At 51.9% G+C, this 21,795-nt stretch carries 17 protein-coding genes; 6 read left to right on the plus strand and 11 right to left on the minus strand.

Annotated elements, in window-relative coordinates:
• Entirely contained in the window at positions 1-1,074 is a 1,074-nt protein-coding gene (locus ACXKZD_RS19055) for a RepB family plasmid replication initiator protein (RefSeq protein ID WP_010256943.1), read from the plus strand.
• A 1,362-nt stretch (positions 1,075-2,436) separates the two neighbouring features.
• Here the strand turns inward: ACXKZD_RS19055 and ACXKZD_RS19060 are convergent.
• The 4 genes from ACXKZD_RS19060 to ACXKZD_RS19075 form a co-directional block, all read right to left on the minus strand.
• On the minus strand, positions 2,437-3,624 hold the full coding sequence (locus ACXKZD_RS19060; protein WP_488982104.1) for a diguanylate phosphodiesterase: 1,188 nt from the start codon (positions 3,622-3,624) through the stop codon (positions 2,437-2,439).
• Positions 3,625-3,875: 251 nt separating this feature from the next.
• Positions 3,876-4,085 (minus strand): YdgH/BhsA/McbA-like domain containing protein, encoded by a 210-nt coding sequence (locus ACXKZD_RS19065; RefSeq protein WP_033759908.1) that lies wholly within the window; start codon positions 4,083-4,085, stop codon positions 3,876-3,878.
• A 162-nt stretch (positions 4,086-4,247) separates the two neighbouring features.
• Positions 4,248-6,032, minus strand: coding sequence for a GGDEF and EAL domain-containing protein (locus ACXKZD_RS19070; protein ID WP_010256951.1), 1,785 nt, complete (start codon positions 6,030-6,032; stop codon positions 4,248-4,250).
• A 520-nt stretch (positions 6,033-6,552) separates the two neighbouring features.
• The gene (locus ACXKZD_RS19075) at positions 6,553-6,777 is read right to left on the minus strand and encodes a DUF3606 domain-containing protein (RefSeq protein ID WP_010256955.1); all 225 of its coding nucleotides are present in this window, start codon (positions 6,775-6,777) and stop codon (positions 6,553-6,555) included.
• Between the two features lie 368 nt (positions 6,778-7,145).
• Here ACXKZD_RS19075 and ACXKZD_RS19080 point away from each other — a divergent pair, with 368 nt between their 5' ends.
• Positions 7,146-7,385, plus strand: a complete 240-nt coding sequence (locus ACXKZD_RS19080) for a hypothetical protein (RefSeq protein WP_022624236.1) — start codon at positions 7,146-7,148, stop codon at positions 7,383-7,385.
• 175 nt (positions 7,386-7,560) lie between these two features.
• Positions 7,561-8,049: an Hsp20 family protein gene (locus tag ACXKZD_RS19085; protein WP_010256958.1), complete on the plus strand. Its 489-nt coding sequence runs from the start codon at positions 7,561-7,563 to the stop codon at positions 8,047-8,049.
• Between the two features lie 73 nt (positions 8,050-8,122).
• Here ACXKZD_RS19085 and ACXKZD_RS19090 read toward each other — a convergent pair whose 3' ends face one another.
• From ACXKZD_RS19090 to ACXKZD_RS19100, 3 genes are all read right to left on the minus strand, one after another.
• On the minus strand, positions 8,123-8,887 hold the full coding sequence (locus ACXKZD_RS19090; protein WP_010671952.1) for a MerR family transcriptional regulator: 765 nt from the start codon (positions 8,885-8,887) through the stop codon (positions 8,123-8,125).
• Between the two features lie 195 nt (positions 8,888-9,082).
• On the minus strand, positions 9,083-9,292 hold the full coding sequence (locus tag ACXKZD_RS19095; RefSeq protein WP_010256969.1) for a CsbD family protein: 210 nt from the start codon (positions 9,290-9,292) through the stop codon (positions 9,083-9,085).
• Positions 9,293-9,463: 171 nt separating this feature from the next.
• Positions 9,464-10,681 carry a diguanylate phosphodiesterase gene (locus ACXKZD_RS19100; protein WP_010256973.1) on the minus strand — a complete coding sequence of 406 codons (1,218 nt, stop codon included), beginning with the start codon at positions 10,679-10,681 and terminating at the stop codon, positions 9,464-9,466.
• A gap of 959 nt (positions 10,682-11,640) precedes the next feature.
• Here ACXKZD_RS19100 and ACXKZD_RS19105 point away from each other — a divergent pair.
• A complete protein-coding gene (locus ACXKZD_RS19105; RefSeq protein ID WP_060678836.1) occupies positions 11,641-11,874 on the plus strand; it encodes a hypothetical protein in 234 nt (77 codons plus the stop codon).
• A 75-nt stretch (positions 11,875-11,949) separates the two neighbouring features.
• Here the strand turns inward: ACXKZD_RS19105 and ACXKZD_RS19110 are convergent, their stop codons facing one another.
• Positions 11,950-12,279, minus strand: coding sequence for a hypothetical protein (locus ACXKZD_RS19110; protein ID WP_010256979.1), 330 nt, complete (start codon positions 12,277-12,279; stop codon positions 11,950-11,952).
• A gap of 641 nt (positions 12,280-12,920) precedes the next feature.
• Between ACXKZD_RS19110 and ACXKZD_RS19115 the strand changes: the two genes are divergently transcribed.
• Entirely contained in the window at positions 12,921-14,579 is a 1,659-nt protein-coding gene (locus ACXKZD_RS19115; protein ID WP_157354224.1) for a methyl-accepting chemotaxis protein, read from the plus strand.
• A 601-nt stretch (positions 14,580-15,180) separates the two neighbouring features.
• Positions 15,181-17,106, plus strand: coding sequence for a methyl-accepting chemotaxis protein (locus ACXKZD_RS19120; RefSeq protein ID WP_010256986.1), 1,926 nt, complete (start codon positions 15,181-15,183; stop codon positions 17,104-17,106).
• A 55-nt stretch (positions 17,107-17,161) separates the two neighbouring features.
• Here the strand turns inward: ACXKZD_RS19120 and ACXKZD_RS19125 are convergent, their stop codons facing one another.
• The 3 genes from ACXKZD_RS19125 to ACXKZD_RS19135 all read right to left on the minus strand — a co-directional run bounded on the left by ACXKZD_RS19125 (position 17,162) and on the right by ACXKZD_RS19135 (position 21,720).
• On the minus strand, positions 17,162-17,962 hold the full coding sequence (locus ACXKZD_RS19125) for an MBL fold metallo-hydrolase (RefSeq protein WP_033786354.1): 801 nt from the start codon (positions 17,960-17,962) through the stop codon (positions 17,162-17,164).
• Between the two features lie 77 nt (positions 17,963-18,039).
• Entirely contained in the window at positions 18,040-19,155 is a 1,116-nt protein-coding gene (locus tag ACXKZD_RS19130; protein ID WP_488982105.1) for a metallophosphoesterase, read from the minus strand.
• 237 nt (positions 19,156-19,392) lie between these two features.
• A complete protein-coding gene (locus ACXKZD_RS19135; RefSeq protein ID WP_033786351.1) occupies positions 19,393-21,720 on the minus strand; it encodes an FdhF/YdeP family oxidoreductase in 2,328 nt (775 codons plus the stop codon).
• Positions 21,721-21,795 lie beyond the last annotated feature (75 nt).

Consider the following 21,795-nt stretch of genomic DNA (forward strand, 5'->3'; position numbering starts at 1 on the left):
ATGCCAAGAAAAGAACCAGATATCCTGAACATAGCTGATGCGTTTAGCGAAACAGATAAACGTACAGGTGAAGTTGTTACTCTTACCCCCAACAGTAACAACACCGTCCAGCCGGTAGCATTGATGCGACTCGGTTTATTTGTTCCGACGTTAAAATCCACAGCGCGCAGTCAGAAAAACCAGATGAACGCCATGGATGTGACCCAGGATCTTAAACAGTTATCCCTGGTCAGGTCAGAAGGCTATGACAACATTAAGATTCTGGGTGCCCGCCTGGATATGGATAATGATTTCAAAACCTGGGTCGGGATCATTCGTGCATTCGCTACGCATGAGTGTCTGGGAGACACGGTAACGCTCTCTTTCGTTGAATTTGCCAAACTATGCGGCATACCCTCAGTGCGTCTCTCCTCGAAGCTCAGGAGCCGTCTGGATGCTTCGCTGACGCGTATTGCCTCTAACACCCTGACTTTTACCAGCAAGGGCGGAGAGAACTACACGACGCACCTGGTGCAGTCTGCGAAATACAGCATCAAGAAGGACACGGTAACGCTGCAGGCCGATCCCAAGATCTTTGAGCTGTATCAGTTCGACAGAAAGGTTCTGCTGCAGCTTAAAGCCATCAATGAGCTGGCACGCAAAGAGTCTGCTCAGGCGCTCTACACCTTCATTGAAAGCCTTCCGCCGAAGCCTGCGCCGATATCTATGGCGCGTCTGCGCGCAAGACTTAACCTGACATCGCGTGTGATTACCCAGAATGCCACCGTCAGAAAGGCCATGGAGCAGTTAAAAGAGATCGGCTATCTCGACTACACCGAAACCCGACGTGGCTCATCAGTCTACTTCTGGGTTCATTATCGTCATCCTAAGCTGCGCCCGGCCGAACTGCCGCTCAGTAAGTCAGGCCTGATCGATGATGAGATGGATGAGTTTGACGATCTTGATATCGATTCCGACGTAATTGACGTCAGCCTGCCTGAACCGGTGATTGAAGAGGATAGCAGTGAGCTGGTGATGGTCTCGCGTGAAGAAAAAGAGCTACTGAACAAAATCAGGAAGCAGAAGAAGCAATGACACGCTTTCTGCTAGCATGCTACTCCGCTTTCAATCTCTTATCGGGAACGCCGGGCTGAAACGCAATAACCACTGTAGCGAGTAACGTTACTCACTATAGTGGTTACCAGCACGACAGCAACATACGTAACGCCTGTCTGAACAGGGCTAATCGCGCTATTCATCACTCTCCATCGGCAGGACCTGAATTGAGCCCGGTGCTGTGTTTACTCTCTATAGTGGTTAGTCTCTCCCGGAAGAGCGGCCTCAAAAGCGTAATAGCCAGAATGAGACCCAATGTTCACTCGCTATAGTGGTTACTTACCTGATCACAGCACAGAAAGTACGCCCGTCATGAAGTATTCAAGCAGGCCGTGCAGGGGAATTGGTGTCATTACTCTACTCGCTATAGTGGTTATCTCCTCCGTTACCGCGCTATTTCATCTCCGTTTTGTCCATCCAGGGTGAGTAAACTACTCGCTACAGTGGTTATCAGGTTGTTTTATCGCTAAAGCGTTCAGTTAATGATCAGATACTGGCGCTGATGAATGCGATATTCTCGCTACAGTGGTTGTTAATTGGGAGCAGAAATGAGGAGCTTACTCGCTATAGTGGTTGTTATTGTCACTGGCCTATGCTCGATATAGTGGTTACCTTAAATAGAGTAAGCACTCACTATCATTTATTGCACTGTCAGTAAAAGACTTCCTGTTAAATTGCCAAATTCCCACACCTAAAAATGGTTACTCGCCACAGCCGTTAAACGGTGTGCCGTGCTTCAGATTTTTGCAGTTAAAGAGCTTAGCTGCATTCATAAAAGCACCTTTGCGAGGACCCACACAGGGCGGATTCTGCAATCAAGGGTCAAAATTCATTGTTGAGAGGGAGATCGGTTTTTTACTCGCTATAGTGGTTATGACTGAATGAAACCGTACCTGGAGTACCTGAAACAAAGGCTAATGCGCCTTCGCGCTGCAATTTAGAAGGACGGATGACGATTTACTTGCTCTGCTTACTCGCTACAGTGGTTTCCGAACCCTGAATATCGTTACTTTACTCGCTACAGTGGATAGGCGATGAAGTTCGATCCTAAAAAGGATCCGCCACTGATTTGCTTACTGGAAGAGTTAAACAGGTAACTTTACTCGCTACAGTGGTTATCAAATAGAACTAAGCCAGAATGAGTACAGAGATTGAGGCATGGCCGGAACCATCAGGAAGGCGCTGCCGTTATCCCTGTCACAAGAACGGGTCCGATGGGGGCGCGGGGGAGGGGAGGTGTTTAGCGGGGCCGATGCGGCTTTGATACTGCTCTGCAGGACATCGGTGAAGAAAGCGGACTCGCGCTGACGTACCGCTTTATCACCGTTGGGACAGAGAGTGTTACATCGCCTCCCGGTATTCCGGCCAGGCAACGGATTGTGCTTCATAACGCCCTGCGGCTGCGAACAGCGTGCCCTGGAAGTTGATCACACCTGCAGCCTCCAGCCACATCCACTCTTCTGCCTGTACGATCCCTGCTGCGATGACGGTAATTTCCAGCGCGGAACAGCATTTAATAATCGCCTGAACCACCGCCTGCTTTGGCCCACTGCGATGAACATCGCGGGTGATACCGGCATCAATACGAATGCGGTCGGGCTGAATGTGAGTCAGCAAGGACAATCCCGCAGAGCCGTCACCAAAATTGTCGATCGACAGACTGATTCCGACCGCTTTTAGCGCGCGTACGGCTTCAGAGAACGCTTCCAGCTGCGAGATCACTGCGGTTTCACTTACGCCAACTACAATCTGCTCAGGAACCAGTCCCGCCTGCTGAATAGCGGCCACAATATGATCGACGGCATTGGGTATCACTACAAGCGTCATAGGCAGCAGGCTGACGTACAGTGTCATACCGTCCGGGCAGACCAGGCCAGCATGGGCAAACGTCTTTTTCACGGTTTCCAGATCGTTAACATAAAGCTGATCGCCTGAGATGTCGTCGGCGGGAGCAGGTCGCAGAGTGGTCGCTTCAATCGCTGTGACCTGACGAGCGAGGGGATCCACCACCGGGCGAAAGCTGACGCCTTCTGTCTCCGGACGGGAGTCCGGCACATCATTGTGCTCAGAAATAAACTCCCAGTAACCCGGCGGGAGGACCTCGTAGTAGTTCTCTTTCTCACGAGACTCTACAAACGTGCGCAGGAATTGCAGTGCCCGATCATCATAGGTCAGACGATATTTTGACGTCCCTTTATCCAGCACGGCCTGCAGGAGCGATGAGCGATCGTGTTCACGCAGGTCAAAGAGTGCCATGCCCGCATTACCAAAGCGGCGGTAAGGCGCATAGTCGCGCATCAGCTCCACCACATTGTGGTGCCGTCGATCTGCACAAATTCTCTGATAGACTGCCTGAATGCCCGCTTCCGGACCCTCAAGTAATTGAAAAAAATGGGTACCGTTAAATAATAAGATGCCGGTCACGTCGTGAGCCGCATTTATTTTGCTGGCGTTGTCGACCATCGCAGGCAGGGTTCTGATGGAGAAGTCATCTGAAATATGGCTGCGGTATATTATGGTAGTCAGCATGTGCAGCTCCGTTTTATAAGATTATTGCGCACACGCTAGCATTGTTCAAAAAATGTTTCATCTCTCCTTATTCACTGTCGCACAGACTGCACCACGGCAGGTGGCAGTAAGCGAAACGGCAAATTACGGGGCACGGTTCCAACAATCGTAATGGGATCAGAGACGCTGAACCTGAGCAGACGAACTTATGCTTACTGCATAATAAAAAAGGCCGCCGTAATGGCCGCCTCATCGTATTGAAGGGGTAAATGTTATTTGATCAGTTCAGCAGAGACATAAGCACGATTATCAACGCGTGCGCCGGTAATTTTATAGGATGCACCTGCATCTTTGGCCTGTGCCGCGACTTTAGCTTCAGCAGCATCCAGGGTAGACGCGGTAGCGGTAATAGTCTGGGCAAAACTACCGAATGAAATCAGAGAAAGTGCAGTAACAGCAACGAAAATTTTGATGGGGTTCATGGTCAATTCCTTAGCGTATTTCAGTCAGGGAGAGGCGTTTTGCCTCGATGGAATAAATGATAGGCGCGATCTCGCCAGACTGATATAGCTAAATTTTGCTGATATTGATCAAATATTTTGAATTATTACCATGGGGGATATCAGATTGCGTCAGCTCCAGTTTTAATGACACTCGCCACGCAGCTTCCAGTGCAGCCAGTGATCCAATGCTTCTTCGTTCAACGGCTTCGAATAGAAATAGCCCTGAGCCTGATCGCAGCCATACTCGGTCAGGGATGTTACTGCATCCGGACACTCAACCCCTTCTGCCACCACGGTATAGTCCAGCTCTTTAAGCATGGCGATGATGCTGCGTGCAATGATGCGTGAAGCCGTGTCAGAGGAAAGCTCACTGATCAGGGAACGATCCAGCTTAATCACATCAAGCGGCATGCGACGCAGATAACTGATATTGCTGTAGCCGGAACCGAAATCATCGAGTGAAATAGTGAATCCTCGTGCTCTGAGCATCTCCAGCCCGCGCAGGGCGGTCGGGCTTTCAAGGATACGTTCGGTTTCCAGACATTCAATTCCCAGCAGAGAGGTCGGGAGCTTAGATTTGACCATCTTACTTTCCAGCGCTGAAGCGAACCCCTCGCGCGCAAAGTCACGTACGCTGACGTTTATCGTTAGCGGCAGCTGGATACAGTTATTCCTCAGCCGGCTAAGGCGCTCAACCGCCCGATCGATAATCCAGGCTGTCAGCACAGAGAGCAGATCGGTCTGCTCAGCCAGCGGGATAAAGGCGGCAGGTGAAAGTTCGCCCCGGCTGGGATGTTGCCAGCGGATAAGCGCTTCCAGACCCACGGGTTTACCACTTTGCAGGCAAATTTTCGGCTGATAGACCATATATAGCCCGGTGTTCTCGCGTAATGCCGTTTTAAGATCGGTCATCAGCAGGAAATCTTCTGAACGCTGCGTTTCAGCCTCAGCGTCAAAGCGCTGAGAGGGCAGGCCGCGGCCGACCGCTTCATGCAGCGCACTGACCGCACGGCCTAATATTTCAGATGCTGGCATGCTGCCAGCGACAAAGTCAGCCTCACCGGTATGGGGAGTCAGCGCGACTGACAGACCTTCATCCATGTCCGCACTGATACCTTCCAGACGACCGGCTACCCACGCGGCACTGAGTCGGCTATCCGCTCGGGTCAGGATAGCAAAGCGGCCGGTGGCCACCGTATAGATCATCTCCCCAACCGCCGGACGCAGGCGTAGCGGCAGCAGAGTGGCCATATCTTTCAGCAGGCTCTCAACCGGGCTCATTCCCATGGTGCGGGCCAGTTCATAAGCGCGCGACATATCGATGCAATCAATCAGAACCAGACGGCGTGGCGTGGTATCGCCGGCAACGGCAAGATATTGCAAATCACGTATCAGGCGCTGACGGTTAGGCAGCCCGGTCACCGGATCGGTAAAACCCGCCGAGTGCCAGGCTTCAAGAAAGGACATTACCAGCGTAGAGAGCAGCGTTAAGGTCGTCACCTGGTCACTGGGAAACGCATGCGGCTCGGTGTCGGTCACACATAGTGTGCCCAGAATAATGCCATCGCGTGTTTTCAGTGGCACACCGACATAAAAGCGGATAAAGGGTGAGCCAGTGATCAGGGGATGCGTGACAAAACGCGCATCGTAATAAGTATCAGGGACGATCACCGCACTGTCGCTATCAACCACGTGTCGACAAAGTGAATCCGCACGCGTTGAGCGTTGCAGTTCAAAATTGTGTGATGCCCGAACGGTCTGGAACTCATCATCCAGCACCGATATAAAGCTGCCCGGGATACCCAGGGCCTGACTGGCTAACCGGACAAACTTCCGGAGAACTTCATCGCGGCTTTCATCAGGGTCGCGCAACGCCTGTAAGGCGCGGCTGCGGCGCTCATTGTCGCCGTTTAAATTGTTTAACATGTGTGTAGAACCCCCGCCCCGGCTGATTACGGAGCGAAAAAAGAAAACTGTCCGGAGCGAAATGTGATTCGGGCGGCAGGAAATATGGCGTGATTTTTTATTTTCAACTGGATAATAAGGGACTATGCAGCGGGTGTCTCTTAATATTTTCTTTAACGCATTAAAGGGGTTGTTACGATTCGAAAATTTAATCGAAGATGCGCCTGATTATTTACATTTGTACATTTTATATAGCCAGGAGAGGGTTTTTACGGTTGTTAATGTTTATTTTCCATCAGGAGATGAATAAGCATTCAGGGTGGTTAATGTTATTTCTAAGTCAGTTTTACAATTAAACAGGTCTGCAGCCAGAGACGGATCGCTATCCGCTGGTTGATCAGGAAGATAACCTATTAAAAATACAGGTAAAAGCCTGTAAAGATGAAGACCGGCAGATATGACCTGTCAGTGTACTCCTGACTGCTATAGGTCAATCCACCGCAAGACTGCCAGTAACGCGTCGCTTCAGAAAGTAATCAATTTAACCTTTCATGCCGTGTGTGAATTGTGTCGGACGACGTGGCGGCGGGTTTTGCTCCAGCCAGTCACGAACCTGTTCGGTCCGCGGCCCTCGCTCGCGGATCGCGCGTGTCAGCCTTTCCTGTGTTGTCCTCAGTTCCTGGGTCCAGTAGGTGATTTGCCACTGTTCACGAATTTCCACCTGCGACAGATCGTCGGGCGAGCGACGCTGGATAGGATTTTTCATTCATTATCCTCCTCTTTTTCAATGATTCTGCCTGAACATGACCCTCAGGCTATACCTCTATCCTGATGAAGAAAGGGCGCTTGAGGTAGCGGAATAATCCCTGAATGGCCCTTAAGGCAAATAACAGGATAATTCCTGGCAGGAGGAATAAAGCACTCTATGGAAATAGAAAAGTCTCCGTCAGGGCGAAATATGCCGCTTCGCTTATAAAAAATCATGCATAATTTTTAAACCTGAAATTTGACATTTATTTAAAATAGTCAATTATTCTGTGGTCTTTTCGTTATGGCCGCTCTTAGGTTGCTTCGCTTTTATTGATGGTGAAGCGCTGTGCCTTTGCGGTTTAATCATGTTGAAGGAGTCTTTGTTTGGTGAATCGTCCCCCCAGGCCGCCTGTGGTCGTCCAGAGTAATGTGCGTGAACTTCGTCTTGCCGCCGGGCTCTCACAGCAGAGCGCCGCTGAGCGTTTTGACCTTAGCCTGCGCGTCTGGCAAACCAAAGAAGCCGCAGGTAACCCGACACTATTAAGTCAGGGAGAATATGAGTTGCTGTTATTACTGGCTGGCTGTCATCCCCATTTTGCTCTTGCACCTCAGAGCAAAAAGTAACGGCTGCGTTAATACCCTGAAATTTATTTCTGTGGTAACCGGCTGTCTGATAACGGTAAAAAAATTATATTTACCAACTTGAAAACTGACTACTGATCCCTATTTATGGAGATGATCGGAAATATGAGCCCGATCAGATGAACTTTTGGATGAACCTGTTCAGGAGATTATCACCATGTCAGTACAACAATTTTCAGTGTTCCCTTCGCTGTCTGATTCAGTCTTTTCAGACCGCTTTAACCGCATCGATAAATTGTTCAGTCAGCTTACTGGCGACAGCCCGGTAACGTCGGTTCCCGCTTACGATCTGCAGCGGGTAGAGGATAATCGCTATGCGTTGACCGTCAGTGTACCTGGCTGGAAAGAGCATGAACTGGAGATCGAGTTACGAGGCGGACGGCTTTCAGTGGCCGGTCACAGAGAGAAACCGTCACAGGAAGCGTCTGGCGAGGCCCGGGAAGAGAACACCAGCTGGATCCACCGCGGCATTTCCCGACACGATTTCCAGCTGAGCTTTTCCATTCCAGAGCACATGAAGGTCACCGGAGCCAGCCTGGCGGAAGGTCTGCTTAGCATTGATCTGATCCAGGAAATACCGGAGAGCGAGAAACCGCGCCGTATCCCGATTGCGATCGGCGGTCAGCGAACTCTTGAACATCAGTAACATGAACAGGGCGGAAACGGCACAGGCTGTTTCCGCCTTTTTATTCACTGGCAGGTAAGAAAGTCAAAAGAGTTCAGGCGCTGGCTGCCATAAGGCTGATTTGCGACGGTAAGCCGGTATTCGTTCCGGTCAGCATGATCGGTTCACCCGCCTCAAGACTGGAGTGAAATGCAGCCTTCATCGATGCACTGATACCATCACCACACCACATCAGATGATGCTCAAAGCGGCGTTGCGCCACGGCGGGGATACCTGACGCATCTGCTGCAACTTCAACCCGAAAGCCCTGTCCGTTAAGCCGTATCGCTTCCATCCAGATCTCGGTTTCATCTGTGACACTGACTGCTTCAAGAAACAGCGGTACGGTGCTGCGTCGTTGTGAGGCCAGCGCCAGGCGCTCCCACTGACTGACTACCGCTGAATGAAAGCGCTGCTGGCGCCGCGCCGCACCTTCGCTGAGGTCAGTGCGCAGCCAGAGGTTGAGCGGCCGCAGGTAGCGATTAACATAATCATCACCACAATAGTCGGTATTCATCATCTGTAGTTCGCGATCAACATCTGCGTCCGTATTATGCGCCAGCAGATGCAACATATCCTCTTCCCGACAGGCCCAGCCGCCAGGCAGCGTAACGCTGGGCCAGTTAAATGCAGTATGGATATCAAAGAGCGTATGGCCCCCTGAGGTCATTTCACGCACACAGAGCGCACGCGTAAGCTGATTATCTGAGTAACCAGCAGGGCCAGGCGGCGTTATCAGCCCGGCACGGCGCCAGCGGCGCAGAGTTTCAGGAAGAACACCGACGAGACCACATACGGTGTCGGTAGAGTGCTGAGGCATAATTGATATCCGGAAGGCATTGAGATCCCATGAACAGGGAAGATGACGCAGTATGCGCGTCAGGAATAAATAAAGAAACAATCATTTCCATAATCTGCCGGTGTATCGGGTGCAGAGAGGGCAGTGGGTGAGGGGGATTAAACAGGGGTACAGAGCAGATGCCGGACGCAGAGACGCCCGGCGATTAAGAACGCGTTACCAGTGGTACTTGTTGGAATCTTCCCACTCTTTCACTTCTTTTTCGGCACGATCTTTCTCGTAGCCGTAGCGTTCCTGAATTTTACCGACCAGCTGATCGCGCTTCCCTTCTACAACGGTCATATCATCATCCGTAAGATCACCCCATTTTTCCTTAACTTTACCTTTGAACTGCTTCCAGTTACCGCCAATGCGATCTTCGTTCATGGTGACTCTCCCATTTCCGGTTGTTGTCCAGTGACCTGATGAATATCTGTGTTGCCTGAAGGCTGTCAGATGAATCAAGCATGGCACAGCTTTTGCCTTTTGCAGCGAAGCGGTGTGAGCCGCATCAAATTATGGGCAAAAGGGAAGGAAAGGGGATTATCACGGCGGGGTCTATTCCGGGCGTCGTGCTGGCCAGCTTACTGCAGGCAGGGCATTGAGGGCTGGACGGGCAAACAGAAAGCCCTGGTAATAGCGCACCCCGGCACCTTCCAGCCAGAGCCACTCTTCAATTTTTTCAACCCCTTCCGCAATAACCGTAATTTCCAGCGCCTGACAGCATTTAATGATGGCCATCACAATCGCCTGACGCGGGCCACTGCGGTGGATATCGGTGATCAGCTTGCGATCGATTTTCACTTTGTCGGGCTGGAAATCGGCTAACAGCGACAGGCCAGCGAAACCGGCGCCAAAATCATCGAGCGCCAGGCTGATCCCGGCCGCTTTCAGCTGCTGGACAGCAAACTGGAATGCGTCGAAGCGCGAGATGATCTCATCTTCGGTCACCTCAACCACCACCTGCTCTGGTCGCAATCCCTGCTGCCTGATCTGCTGGATAAGATGTTCAACAGCATCATCGATTACCACCAGCGACATTGGCAGCAGATTGACGGAGAGCGTTTGCTCGCGCAACCCCAGATGCCTGGCCAGCTGGAAAGCGTAGGTTTTAGAGTGCAGATCGCCCTGATAGCGCTCGCTTTCTGGCAATTGCGAAAAGTAATCAGCGGGCGATGCGCCGTGCTGGCCACGTATCAAGGCTTCACAAGAGACAATCCGGCGATTCGCTGTATCCACAATAGGCTGTAGCGCAAATTCACAACGCTGACCCGGTGCCGGTTGCCAAGCTGGCTGAGATTCGGAGGTGACGGGTGTTGTCAGCGTCCACTGACTGGCAGGATCAATTTTGATAAACGTCTCTTTATCCCGCCCCTCGACGAAAGAACGCAGGAACTTCACCACCCGGTCATCTCTGATCCGTTCATCACTCAGGGTAACCCGCTTAAGCAGGGCATCCACTACGGTGTGTTTCTGATAATCACGTAAATCAAATAAGGCCATACCGGCATGACCGAAGCGACGCGCAGGGGCGTAATCCCGCATCAGCTCAATCAGGTTAAAATGCCGCTCATCCTGACTGATACGCTGGAAAACCGTGTGAACGTTGTCGACGCTACCCTCCAGCACCTGAAAAAAGTGCTGTCCGTCATAGAGCAGTATCCCGGTGACTTCAGCCTCAGCATTTTTGATACTGGCGCGCTCCACCAGCGCTTTCAATCTCTCTGGCGAGACAGAACCCGCAAGCTGGCTACGGTAAATAAGGGTGGAGAGCATAATCAGACTCACGTGGCAGAAAGTTACTGATTAAACATATCACAGAAATATTGCTGGTTAAGCGCACAACTACGACCATTATGCCGTTATATTTGCAGCATTAATTTAATCGTAGATTCAGGTAGTACTAAAGGATTCGACAATCAGGACATCAGATCGCAGTGCGGCAATAACCGGGCATAGAAATGAAGGGAAAAGAAAAACCCCCATAAAATCGGGGGCGAACAGCAGATATAGCGCATTATTATAACGTTACAGCTTCCCTGGTGAGGCGCTGGTCAATCTGATATTGCCAGATTATTACGCACTTTTTATTCTCCTTACTACGTCATTCTGGCGAGGCTTTTAAGCGGGTAAAAAATCCGTTTATTTGCTATTTCGGAAAATTGTTTTCAGATTCAATCCACTGTTTCAGGCTTCTGCTGATGACAGCACGGCCAATGAATTATCAGGTTACGAATCAACCACTTTTCCAGACACTCCCTTGACGTCATCAGCAGATCAGCCCGGAACGCATGAACGTTGCCGGTCTGCAGAGACAATCAGATGTTGATATCTGCGTTATCTTAAAAAAGTGCCCCCTGTAAAAGGGGGCAAGGGTAGGAGTCAGATCACTCTGCAAAAGAAGTGGATTTCATTACAGAGCCATTCAAAGATAGGGCAAAAACGATGTTTATGCCGCTACGGTTAACTCTTTTTTTAATTAGATATCAAACAATTAAAAAGCTAACAATATTCAATGGCTATTTAAATCAATAGCTTAATCAGATATGAAAACGATTTCTAAGATTAGGATTAAAGTCCTGTTTCGCCTGCTGCTTCTGCTATAAATGGCCACAATTAAGCCATTGCTTAGCGATCTGAGACAGGTACACAGAGCAGACTTGACCGTATAAGAGAATAATTGTACTGTTTATATATACAGTTTATTATCGATTGAGAGCCGGTGTGGGGTAGAGATGTCACAGGATGATGAGGTCTGGTCAGCATTCAGAGAGGCGATGAGGCGGGATGATACCGGTCAGTGCACAGTGAGTACCCGGGATTTTGTGGCTGAACTGGAACAACGCAACTCACCTCACACACTTCGGGCCGCGAATACCTGGATCGAGATGCATATCACGACTTTCAGTGATATCTCAATTGAGCCCGGGGAATGTCGGCTGTTCCAGGTGCCTGCGGCGCGTGATTAAAACGTGCCGCAGCGCAGACAGGATAAGAAAGCGTTTCAGCCTGCCCGCTGTAACAGGTGCAGGCTGAAGCAGGCATCAGAGCCTGGATGTGTTCCGACGCATGTCAGACCGATCCTGGAATTTAGGATTCGCGGGGAAGCTCTTCTCGCACGCCATGCGCGCCAGATTCAATGCGACTTTGCGTTTTTTAAGCTTTAACTTCGGCAACCACTCTTTGAACTGTGCCGTTAGCGACGCTGCCTGCTGCTCGTTGGTGACACGACAGATAAATAGCTTGCTCTTGGTCTGACGACTGACATCAATGGCATAGATCTCTACACCTGCGCTGCACACTTCATATTCAACATCCGTAAACTGCATGTGTGGCCAAAGACCGGTTCTGGTTTCAAATGTGGCTAAATCCATGACGACTACCTTTTTTTATTTTAAGCGTTATTGCTACCCAACAGACTAAAGCCTGGTCGGGCCAGTGAGCATAGACCAGATTCAGCATTCCGCCAGCGATTTCACTGATTTAATCTGGCCCTGACACAAAAGGCTAAAATCTCCCACCGTCGCCTGTTATCTGACAGGTAGCCAGTCATCCTCTTATCAGAAAATCTGATGACAGACTGTCATGCTGGTTTTTCACCACTTCAGCTCTTCAGCTTTACAAGCCCTGCCTTTGCTGCGTCTGCGACGGTATCCCACGAATTTAAATCGCCTTCTCCTTAACAATTATCGTCAGCATCGCTGTTGAATTAGCGGGCTAATTATCAGATCCAAATGAATGCCTGCTTCCGCTTCATTGTGACCATCCGGCAGTGGAAATCTTCTGACAGGAGATGTGGCAAATTTATCTCAGATGATGAGATGTAAAAAGGTGTGTCAAAATAAAAATGAATAAATGGCAGAGTAGTGTTCTGGCTAGTTCACTCTGTACCATTCGCAAGGAAAAATAAAAAAATATATTCGCCATGCTTAATTAAAGCCCTGCAGACAAAAGCCGATAAGAACGATCCAACTTTGAATTATGTCCAGATTATTCTTTTTTGCCGGGGGCAAGTATGACTATTACACAACGTCTGGTATTGATTTTCTCACTGCTTGCAATGTCACTGATTGCGCTGGTGATTATCTCTTTATCAGTGATTTCGGGCTTTCAATCCCGCTTTGAATATGTACAGATGAACGCAATACCCAGCATTCGCGATCTCAATAAATCGATCAGCGTGACCAATCAGTTGGGTATTGCGCTTTATCGCCACCACAGCACCAGCGATGCGGCAAAATTCCCTGCTGCGGAAGAGCGCATTGAGAATCTGCTTACGCAGATTAAGTCGCTCAATGATTACTACATGGCTAACGACATCTCCAGCGATGAAGATAAGGCGATGACGGAACAGGCCTATAAAAATCTGGATGCGGTCCGCAGCGCATTGCCGGCATTTCTTGCCGCGTCACGCGCCCATAATGATGCGGTCACGCTGCCATTATTGCAGAGTGAGGGCGGTATTGGTGCCGCATCCCGTAAGATGGAAGCGGATTTCACCCGTCAGATTCAGCTGAATATCGATATTGGCGAACAGCTCAGGGCGGAGAACAAGCGCGTTTATAGCCAGACCCTGTGGGCGATGTCTGGCGGATCGCTGCTGCTTATTCTGATACTGGCCGGTTTCTCCACTAAGGTGATTCTCGGCATCAAAAAGAGCCTCTCAGGCATGGTCAATACCATGACGCAGGTGAGTCATACCCTCGACCTGACTCATACCGCGGAGGTCCGCAGTAAGGATGAGATCGGCAAAACGGCGATGGCATTTAATCAGCTGCTGGCACGCGTCTCCGGCACGTTGCTTTCCGTCAGTCACGCCGCGCAATCGGTGAGTACCGGATCAACGCAGATAGCGGCGGGCAACGAAGATCTCTCTGCACGCACGGAAGAACAGGCGGCTTCACTGGAGCAAACCTCAGCCAGCATGGCGACACTGAGCGAAACGGTGCGACAGAACTCAGAGGGTGCGCAACAGGCCAGCAGCCTGGCAAATAACGCGAATCACATGTCAATCCAGAATGGGACGGCGGTGAAGCAGATGCTCAGTACCATGGATGAAATCCGCGCCAGCTCTGCCAAAATCTCTGAAATTACCGGACTGATTGAAGGCATAGCGTTTCAGACCAATATTCTGGCGCTGAATGCGGCAGTCGAGGCAGCGCGTGCAGGCGAGCATGGTCGCGGCTTCGCCGTTGTTGCCTCTGAAGTGCGCAATCTGGCGCAGCGCTCCTCTTCTGCCGCCCGTGAAATTAAGGATCTTATCTCAACATCGGTTTCACAGGTCGAGCACGGTTTAGAGCAGGCCAGCGGCGTTGGATCTAACAGTGAAAATGTCCGTCAGGCGATTCAGCAGGTGGCCGATCTGGTCAATGAGATTGCGGCGGCTACCTCTGAGCAGAGTAAAGGCATTGAACAGGTTCATCAGGCCATTGGTCAGATGGATGAAGTGACGCAACAGAACGCCTCACTGGTGGAAGAGGCCTCATCTGCCTCTAAGTCGCTGCAGGAGCAGGCAGAAACGCTGTCGGGACTGGTGGCGACCTTTAAGCTGGAAAGCAATCACCGTGCAGTGCAGTCGCAGCAGACCGCTGCAGTACGGCGTCCGGTATTACACACAAAGCAGCCTGAGCACCATACCATCGACCTGACTAAGGCGAACTGGGAAAGTTTTTAATGGTTGAGCAGTAACTTAAGGGCCTCCACAATGTGGGGGCTTTTTTTATCTTAAATCAGAATAAATAAAGCAACTTTTCCTGAAATAAATATAATATGAAATCGATTTCATTATAAAAGCGCAGATAACTCTTTAGGGTTATAAGGTTTGAATTGAAAGCCGGGCGTGGTTATATGTGTGTAACAGTCTGGTGATAATGAATCAGATACAGGCAGGATGTCAGTTATCGGCTATTCATGACGCAACTTGAATTTCTTTATTTTCAAAACAATAACGCTGAAGTCAGGCTTGATGATTAATGTGTTATGCCAGATTGTTTTATTTCAATTATTTGATTTATATGGTTATTTTTTAAGTTTGTCTTAGGTGGATATTGAAGTAAATATTGTCATTTTATTCGCTGTAAAATAACGCAGCGCAATCTATACTCCCTTCCGTGTTATATGTACTTCTGATTTTTTATACGAAACTCCTTTCTTCATAGCGACATTGTGCTGCATGAGGCATCTCTGGCTATGTCAAAGAAACGGTAAAAATAATATTACGAAAGCTATTTCGTGCGCTACACACCTGCACGTCTCACACATCAGAGCGGAAAAGAATGAAAAAAATACTCGACCGGATTAATTTGCCAGCGAAATTCCTGTTACTCGGATCCTTTGCGCTGGTGCTGTTTATTTTACCCACCTTTCTGTTTATTCAGACGGGCAACCAGCTTATTGATACAAAGAATGTGGAACTGACCGGTATACCGGTCGAAAGAAAGGTGCTCAAGTTGCTGAACTTGCTGCAGCGGCACCGTGCGGAAAGCGCGATCGCTATCTCGCTGAACAAGCCAGATAACGCGCCACGTATGGCGTTGGTCAGTGAGGTTAATCGCTTATCTCAGACGATTGCTGACGAATTACGTCAGAATAATGAGCAGGCGCAGCCGCTGAAGCGGCTGGAGCGGGTTAATCAGGAGTGGAGCCAGCTGCAGAACGATATTAACGCGGGCAAACTGACCCTGGCAACCAGCCTGACGCGACATGCTCAGCTGATTCAGGTGCTACTCGATACGAACCAGGATGTACTTGATTTTTATCAGCTATCGCTGGATGCCGATCTGAATACCTACCAGCTGATTGTCAGTATCTTTAGTCGCCTGCCGCAACTGACTGAAACGCTGGGACAGATTCGTGCTAGCGGCACGTCGCTGATTGCGGGTGGGAATGTGTCGGATGCCGATCGCAGCCGCATGGCATTTCAGCTTGATTATGGCAAAACGGCGCTGAGACAGTTTAGCGGCAACATGGATAAAGTATTTTCCATTGAGCCAGATCTTAAAACCACCTTTGGCAATCTGGCACAGGATGCGAACCAGCAGGCGCTGAGTGCGCTGAATCTGGCTGATAGTGTCTTTGTCAGCGGTCACGCCAGCGTGACGCCGGTTGACTATGTACGGATCTTTACCCAGGCGATTAACCGTTACGGCGAGCTGGGTGAACAAACCAGCCATCGTCTGGAAGGAATGATGCAGACGCAGATCCAGGAACGCCGCTATGCGCAATATCTGTTACTGGCAGGTCTGTTTGCCGTCGCGCTGCTGGCCATTCTGCTGGCCGTGATGATCACCCGTTCTGTTACCCGGCCGGTTAAAGAAGCGGTCGAAGTTGCCAGCCGCGTCGCGGCGGGCGATCTGACGGCACAGCTGAACGTTTCCGGCAGCAATGAGATGGCTGAGCTGCTGAATGCACTGATGCGGATGCAGCAGCGTCTTGCTCAACTGGTGTCGGATATCAAAGGTAACGCGGCTACCATCGCCAACTCCTCAGAAGAGATTGCCCGTGGCAATGGCGATCTGTCGTCGCGCACCGAGCAACAGGCGGCTTCACTGGCTGAAACGGCTGCCAGCATGGAGCAGCTGGCGGCAATCATTCAGCAGAACGCGGATAACACGCGCTTTGCCTCTGCCCGTGCAGAATCTGCCACGCAGGCTGCACTCTCCAGTGGTGCAGCAATGGATTCGGTGATGGAAACCATGCACAAAATTCGTGGCAGCTCAGGTAAAATTGAAGAGATTACCTCGGTGATCGACAGTATCGCCTTCCAGACCAACATTCTGGCACTGAATGCGGCCGTTGAAGCGGCACGCGCCGGTGAGCAGGGTAAAGGTTTTGCGGTCGTCGCGTCGGAAGTGCGGGCACTGGCACAACGTTCAGCCAGTGCAGCTAAAGAGATCAAGGGTCTGATTGAGCAGTCAGTCGGCCACGCGCAGGAAGGGATCGCCATGGCGCAGAACGCAGGCGATAAGGTGAAACAGAGCGTCAGCGCCATTGAACAGACCTCTCAGCTGATGCGCGACATCACTTCTTCATCCGAAGAGCAGAGCAGTGGTATCTCGCAGGTCAATATTGCGGTGAACCAGATGGATCAGGTGACGCAGCAGAACGCCGTGCTGGTTGAAGAGTCGGCCTCCTCAGCTGATGAGCTCGCCGCGCGCGCAGGGCAGTTACGTACGATGGTTGCGGTGTTCCAGACCGCATAATGGTGTTAAACAGCCGCCTGTGGGTGGCTGTTCTCTTCTCAGCGTTTATTCCGCGCTACGCCTGATGATCCTGCAGACAGGCCAGATACTTCTCGCCCGACCGCATCACCTTCTCTTTTGCCTGCTGATGGATATCCTGCCCTTCAAACGCGCCATACAGTTGCCCGAATGTCACGCCGGAGAGCCTATGCAGTATGTCGCCTACCGTAGCGGCTGACAGCGGAAGCATATTCGGGTAGCTCCACATAAACGACACGCCATGCGCACCCGGCGTGACCTGGATAATATCACCCGCCAGAATCATCCCTTCTCCTTCGTCCCAGTGCAGCACGCTGCCGCCGGGAAAATGACCGCCCAGCCGTAACAGCGTCACAGAGGGCATCAGCGTCAGCGACTCGCCCTGCCATAACTGGATATGTGGACTCTTCCGCACAATCCATTGACGATCGCGGGCGTGCAGATGAATGGGCGCATTAAACGCTTCAGCCCACTCCTGCATGGTGGTGTAGTAGTGCGGATGTGAAATGGCGATAGCATCAATGCCGCCCAGCGCCGCGATCAGCGTATAGGTGGCATCATCAAGGTTGGCAATGCAGTCCCACAGTACGTTGCCATGCGGCGTGCGCAGCAGAAAAGCGCGCTGGTTAATGGCAAACTCAGGCACGGTTTTAAGACTTAACAGCGCATCGCTGTGAGCCGTCCACTTATTGGCGTGGCTGGCGCGCAGTTCATCAAACGCGAGCCAGCGCTGACCGGCGGCCGGAACGTACTGGCGTTCATCATCACAGATTTTACAGTGCTGATGAGTGGAATGAGCGGGATAAGCCGTTCCGCAGGCGGTACATAACATCGTCATGGTGATCTCCTTTGTCTCACTCAATCTTATGCACACCTGCGAAAACCGCACTTTCCTGAGGCCATTTCGTTACGCGATTACGGCTGGCGGCGAAGGGTAATCCGGGTGAGTTCTGAGGGACGACCCAGCCTCACCGCCATGCCTGGCCAGAGTGCCGTGCCGTTATTCACATAGAGCTGCATTCCGCCGACCTGATAAAGCCCGGAAACAAACCCGGCGTTGGGTTTAGCAAACAGCCTGTCCAGCCCGATAATCAGGCCGCCATGTGTATGTCCTGAGAGCTGCACATCCACGCCCTGCGCTGCGTTCTGGCGTGCATTGCGTGGCTGGTGATCCAGCAGGATTACCGGCGCGTTTTCAGGTGCCTGTTCCAGCGCGCGGGCCAGATCCGGGCCGACCGCGTTTCTGCCGGGTGCGGAGGCGTCCGGCAGGCCGGCAATCACCAGCTTTGCGGTTCCGCGCTGGATCACGGTATGGCTGTTGAGCAGAGGTTGCAGACCCAGTGAGGCCAGATGCGCCGTCCAGATTGCCTGATGGAAGAAATATTCATGGTTGCCGGTGATAGCCCATACGCCGTCAGGCGCTGCCAGCCCGCGCAGCGGCGCAACGTCCTGCCGCCGATGCGCCAGGCTGCCATCGATCACATCGCCCGTGACCACAATCAGATCGGCTTTGAGAGACATTGCCCGTTCAACCATTGCGGCGGTCCAGGCCGCATTAAACAACCGGGTGATATGCAGGTCGGTCAGCTGCAGCAGCTGATAGCCATCGAATTCAGCGGGCAGATTGGGCAGCGTAAGGGTCACCTCTTTGACTGGCGGCACGCGTATCGCCTGCTGAACGCCAAAGGCAGCCAGCCCCATCGCCAGCACTACGGCCAGATAGCGAACACCGGGAACCAGCTCCAGCGGATGACGCAACAGCAGGGCAATCAGCATAACCGCATCCATCAGCATCTGAAGCAGCGCCAGCAGCAGCACGGTGCTGTACGCCCAGTTAAACAGAATGATGATGATGCGGGGCATTTCAGCGGAGAAGATCCCGCCCGAGGGAAAACGGCTCACCAGAAGATATTGTGACGCCAGCAGCACCAGAGCGGAGAGCAGGATCTTTACGACAAGTGGCAGGGACAAAGGAATAATGACGCGCGCAATTACATACCAGCTGGGTAAGCTGAAAATCAGGTGAAACATGGCATTTTTCCGGTAGGGCGCTGAACATCTGCGCAGGCAAAAAAGAGTCGATCGTTTATAGAGCCGTTTTCAGGACTGTAGTGTATATGATGTTACCGTCAGGCTTGCTTCACGTCGGGTGCTTTACAGGCGGTAAAGCAGGCAGAGAGGATCGATAAAACTTCAGGGCGCAACAATGAAAACAGCGTGACCGGAGCACCGGCCACGCTGGCAACATTCGCAAATTGAGACGCCTGACTAGCGTAAAACGCCTGAGGTCGTCTGGGTCTCGTCAGTGACACGCTTCATGGATATCGGAATGCTTTTATAGGCGGGAATGCCGCTTTTGGTATCGTGGCTGTCAAGCGGAACCATCACATTGGCTTCGGGATAGTAAGCGCCGACCGAACCTGGGGCCATATCAATAATCACGATGGTCAGGTTTTTCATCTGGCGCGAGGTGGGATTGCCATCCGGGTCCAGCGCCATCAGATCGACACGGTCACCGACCCGTAACTGTCGCTTCTCCGCCTCTTCTGCATTGATAAACAGCACATCGCGGCGGCCTGTCACGCCACGATAGCGGTCATTCAGCCCGTAAAGCGTGGTGTTGTACTGATCGTGACTGCGCAGGGTAGTGAGCACCAGATCATGGCACTTCAGTGACCGGGGATCTTCATTGATGCCCTGCATCACTTTAAACTGCGCACGGCCAGATGGCGTCAGCCAGACGCGCTCTGATGCGGCGTTATAGAGCCGGAATCCACCCGGATGCTTAATCCTCTCATTGAAGTTTTCAAACGCTGGGAACACCGCTTCAATGGCATCGCGGATGCGGCTGTAATCGGCTGCCATGGCCGACCAGTCAACCACGCTGTCCGGCAGCGTTGCCTTCGCCAGTGAGGCGACCAGCGCCGGTTCAGACTTCAGATGGGGTGAGGCGGGATCCAGCGAACCGCGTGAGGCATGCACCATCGACATCGAATCTTCCACGGTGACGCTCTGCGCGACGGTTGCCTGAACATCGGTCTCTGTTCGGCCCAGCACCGGCAGCAGATAATTATGTTTACCCAGTAACAGGTGCGAGCGGTTCAGTTTGGTCGCCATATGTACCACCAGATCAAGATTGCGCATCGCCGGGAACGTGACCTGCGGATCGGAAATCGCTTCCGCCAGGTTGCCGCCCAGACACAGCAACGCTTTGGCTTTGCCGTCGCGCATCGCCTTTATTGCTTCAATGGCCCCGTGACCATGCTTCTGCGGCGGGCGGAAACCAAACACCCTCTCTATGCCATCCAGCAGCGACTGCGGCGGGATCTCTGTGATGCCCACTGTGCGATCGCCCTGCACATTGGAGTGACCGCGTAACGGACAGATACCTGCACCCGGCTTGCCGATATTGCCGCGCATCAGCAGCAGATTAGCGATTTGCTGCACGTTCTGAGTGCCGTACTGGTGCTGGGTAATTCCCATGCCATAACAGATGATGGTACGTTCAGCGCTGGCGTAGAGCCGGGCAATATGCTGGATCTCCTTACGCGCCATGCCCGAGACTTTCAGGATATGCTCCCAGTCCGTGCTTTCCAGGTCGGCTTTCAGGGCGTCAAAGCCTTCAGTGTGCTCAGTAATAAATGCTTCATCAATCACGCCGGGTTCGCCTTTGCTCAGCGCCTCCTCGTGCATAGTGAGCAGGATCTTCATCACCCCTTTCAACATCGCTGCGTCACCGCCCACCCTGACCTTGTAGTAGGTCGAGGCCAGCTCAGTGGAGCTCATTGACAGCATCTCAATCGGGCTCTGCGGCGAAGTAAAGCGCTCAAGCCCACGTTCACGCAGCGGGTTGATCGCCACAATAGTGGCACCGCGTTTCGACACTTCCCGTAGCGTGCCCAGCATGCGCGGATGGTTGGTACCTGGGTTGTGGCCGATACAAAGCACCAGGTCGCAGTGATCAAAATCTTCCAGCTCTACCGTCCCTTTGCCGACGCCAATTGACTCCGGCAGCCCGACACTGGTCGGTTCATGGCACATGTTTGAGCAGTCGGGGAAGTTATTGGTGCCATATTCGCGGGCGAAGAGTTGCCACAGAAACGCCGCTTCATTGGAGGCGCGTCCCGAGGTATAAAACTCTACGCTGTCCGGATCGTCGTAGCTGCGCAGATGTTCTCCAATCTCCCGGAATGCCGTCTCCCATTCGATGGGCTGATAGGTATCCGTAGCGGCATCGTACTTCATCGGATGGGTCAGGCGGCCTTCGCCCTCCAGATGCAGTGCGCTGCGCTCCCACAGTTCAGTCACGGTATGAGCGGCGAAAAATTCCGGTGTAGTGCGTTTGCTGGTCGCTTCCCAGGAGACGGCTTTTGCGCCGTTTTCGCAGAACTCAAAGGATGAGGCATGTTGCGGGTCGGGCCAGGCGCAGCCCGGACAGTCAAAGCCCTGCGGCTGGTTGACTTTGAACAGGGCGATCACATCCTGTTTCACAGACATCTGGCCGCGGATAGCATCGGCAACCGCCTTCAGTGCGCCCCAGCCTCCGGCGGCACCCCCATAAGGAGCGATGCCATTTGTGCGATTTTGCTCTTTCATAATGCTCCACATTGTCTCTGTTGTTATTTGTTAAGCCTGGTACAGAAATAGTTGCAACAACGTGGAAACCGGCTG

The sequence above is a fragment of the Pantoea sp. ABR1s genome (assembly GCF_057812235.1).

Excerpts from the sequence above, each read along its gene's own strand:
- ACXKZD_RS19090 (WP_010671952.1), bottom strand. The coding sequence starts at position 8,887 with ATGCCTCAGCACTCTACCGACACCGTATGTGGTCTCGTCGGTGTTCTT.
- ACXKZD_RS19135 (WP_033786351.1), bottom strand. The coding sequence starts at position 21,720 with ATGAAAGAGCAAAATCGCACAAATGGCATCGCTCCTTATGGGGGTGCC.
- ACXKZD_RS19125 (WP_033786354.1), bottom strand. The coding sequence starts at position 17,962 with ATGACGATGTTATGTACCGCCTGCGGAACGGCTTATCCCGCTCATTCC.
- ACXKZD_RS19115 (WP_157354224.1), top strand. The coding sequence starts at position 12,921 with ATGACTATTACACAACGTCTGGTATTGATTTTCTCACTGCTTGCAATG.
- ACXKZD_RS19105 (WP_060678836.1), top strand. The coding sequence starts at position 11,641 with ATGTCACAGGATGATGAGGTCTGGTCAGCATTCAGAGAGGCGATGAGG.
- ACXKZD_RS19070 (WP_010256951.1), bottom strand. The coding sequence starts at position 6,032 with ATGTTAAACAATTTAAACGGCGACAATGAGCGCCGCAGCCGCGCCTTA.
- ACXKZD_RS19130 (WP_488982105.1), bottom strand. The coding sequence starts at position 19,155 with ATGTTTCACCTGATTTTCAGCTTACCCAGCTGGTATGTAATTGCGCGC.
- ACXKZD_RS19120 (WP_010256986.1), top strand. The coding sequence starts at position 15,181 with ATGAAAAAAATACTCGACCGGATTAATTTGCCAGCGAAATTCCTGTTA.
- ACXKZD_RS19100 (WP_010256973.1), bottom strand. The coding sequence starts at position 10,681 with ATGCTCTCCACCCTTATTTACCGTAGCCAGCTTGCGGGTTCTGTCTCG.
- ACXKZD_RS19095 (WP_010256969.1), bottom strand. The coding sequence starts at position 9,292 with ATGAACGAAGATCGCATTGGCGGTAACTGGAAGCAGTTCAAAGGTAAA.
- ACXKZD_RS19110 (WP_010256979.1), bottom strand. The coding sequence starts at position 12,279 with ATGGATTTAGCCACATTTGAAACCAGAACCGGTCTTTGGCCACACATG.
- ACXKZD_RS19060 (WP_488982104.1), bottom strand. The coding sequence starts at position 3,624 with ATGCTGACTACCATAATATACCGCAGCCATATTTCAGATGACTTCTCC.
- ACXKZD_RS19085 (WP_010256958.1), top strand. The coding sequence starts at position 7,561 with ATGTCAGTACAACAATTTTCAGTGTTCCCTTCGCTGTCTGATTCAGTC.
- ACXKZD_RS19075 (WP_010256955.1), bottom strand. The coding sequence starts at position 6,777 with ATGAAAAATCCTATCCAGCGTCGCTCGCCCGACGATCTGTCGCAGGTG.
- ACXKZD_RS19055 (WP_010256943.1), top strand. The coding sequence starts at position 1 with ATGCCAAGAAAAGAACCAGATATCCTGAACATAGCTGATGCGTTTAGC.
- ACXKZD_RS19065 (WP_033759908.1), bottom strand. The coding sequence starts at position 4,085 with ATGAACCCCATCAAAATTTTCGTTGCTGTTACTGCACTTTCTCTGATT.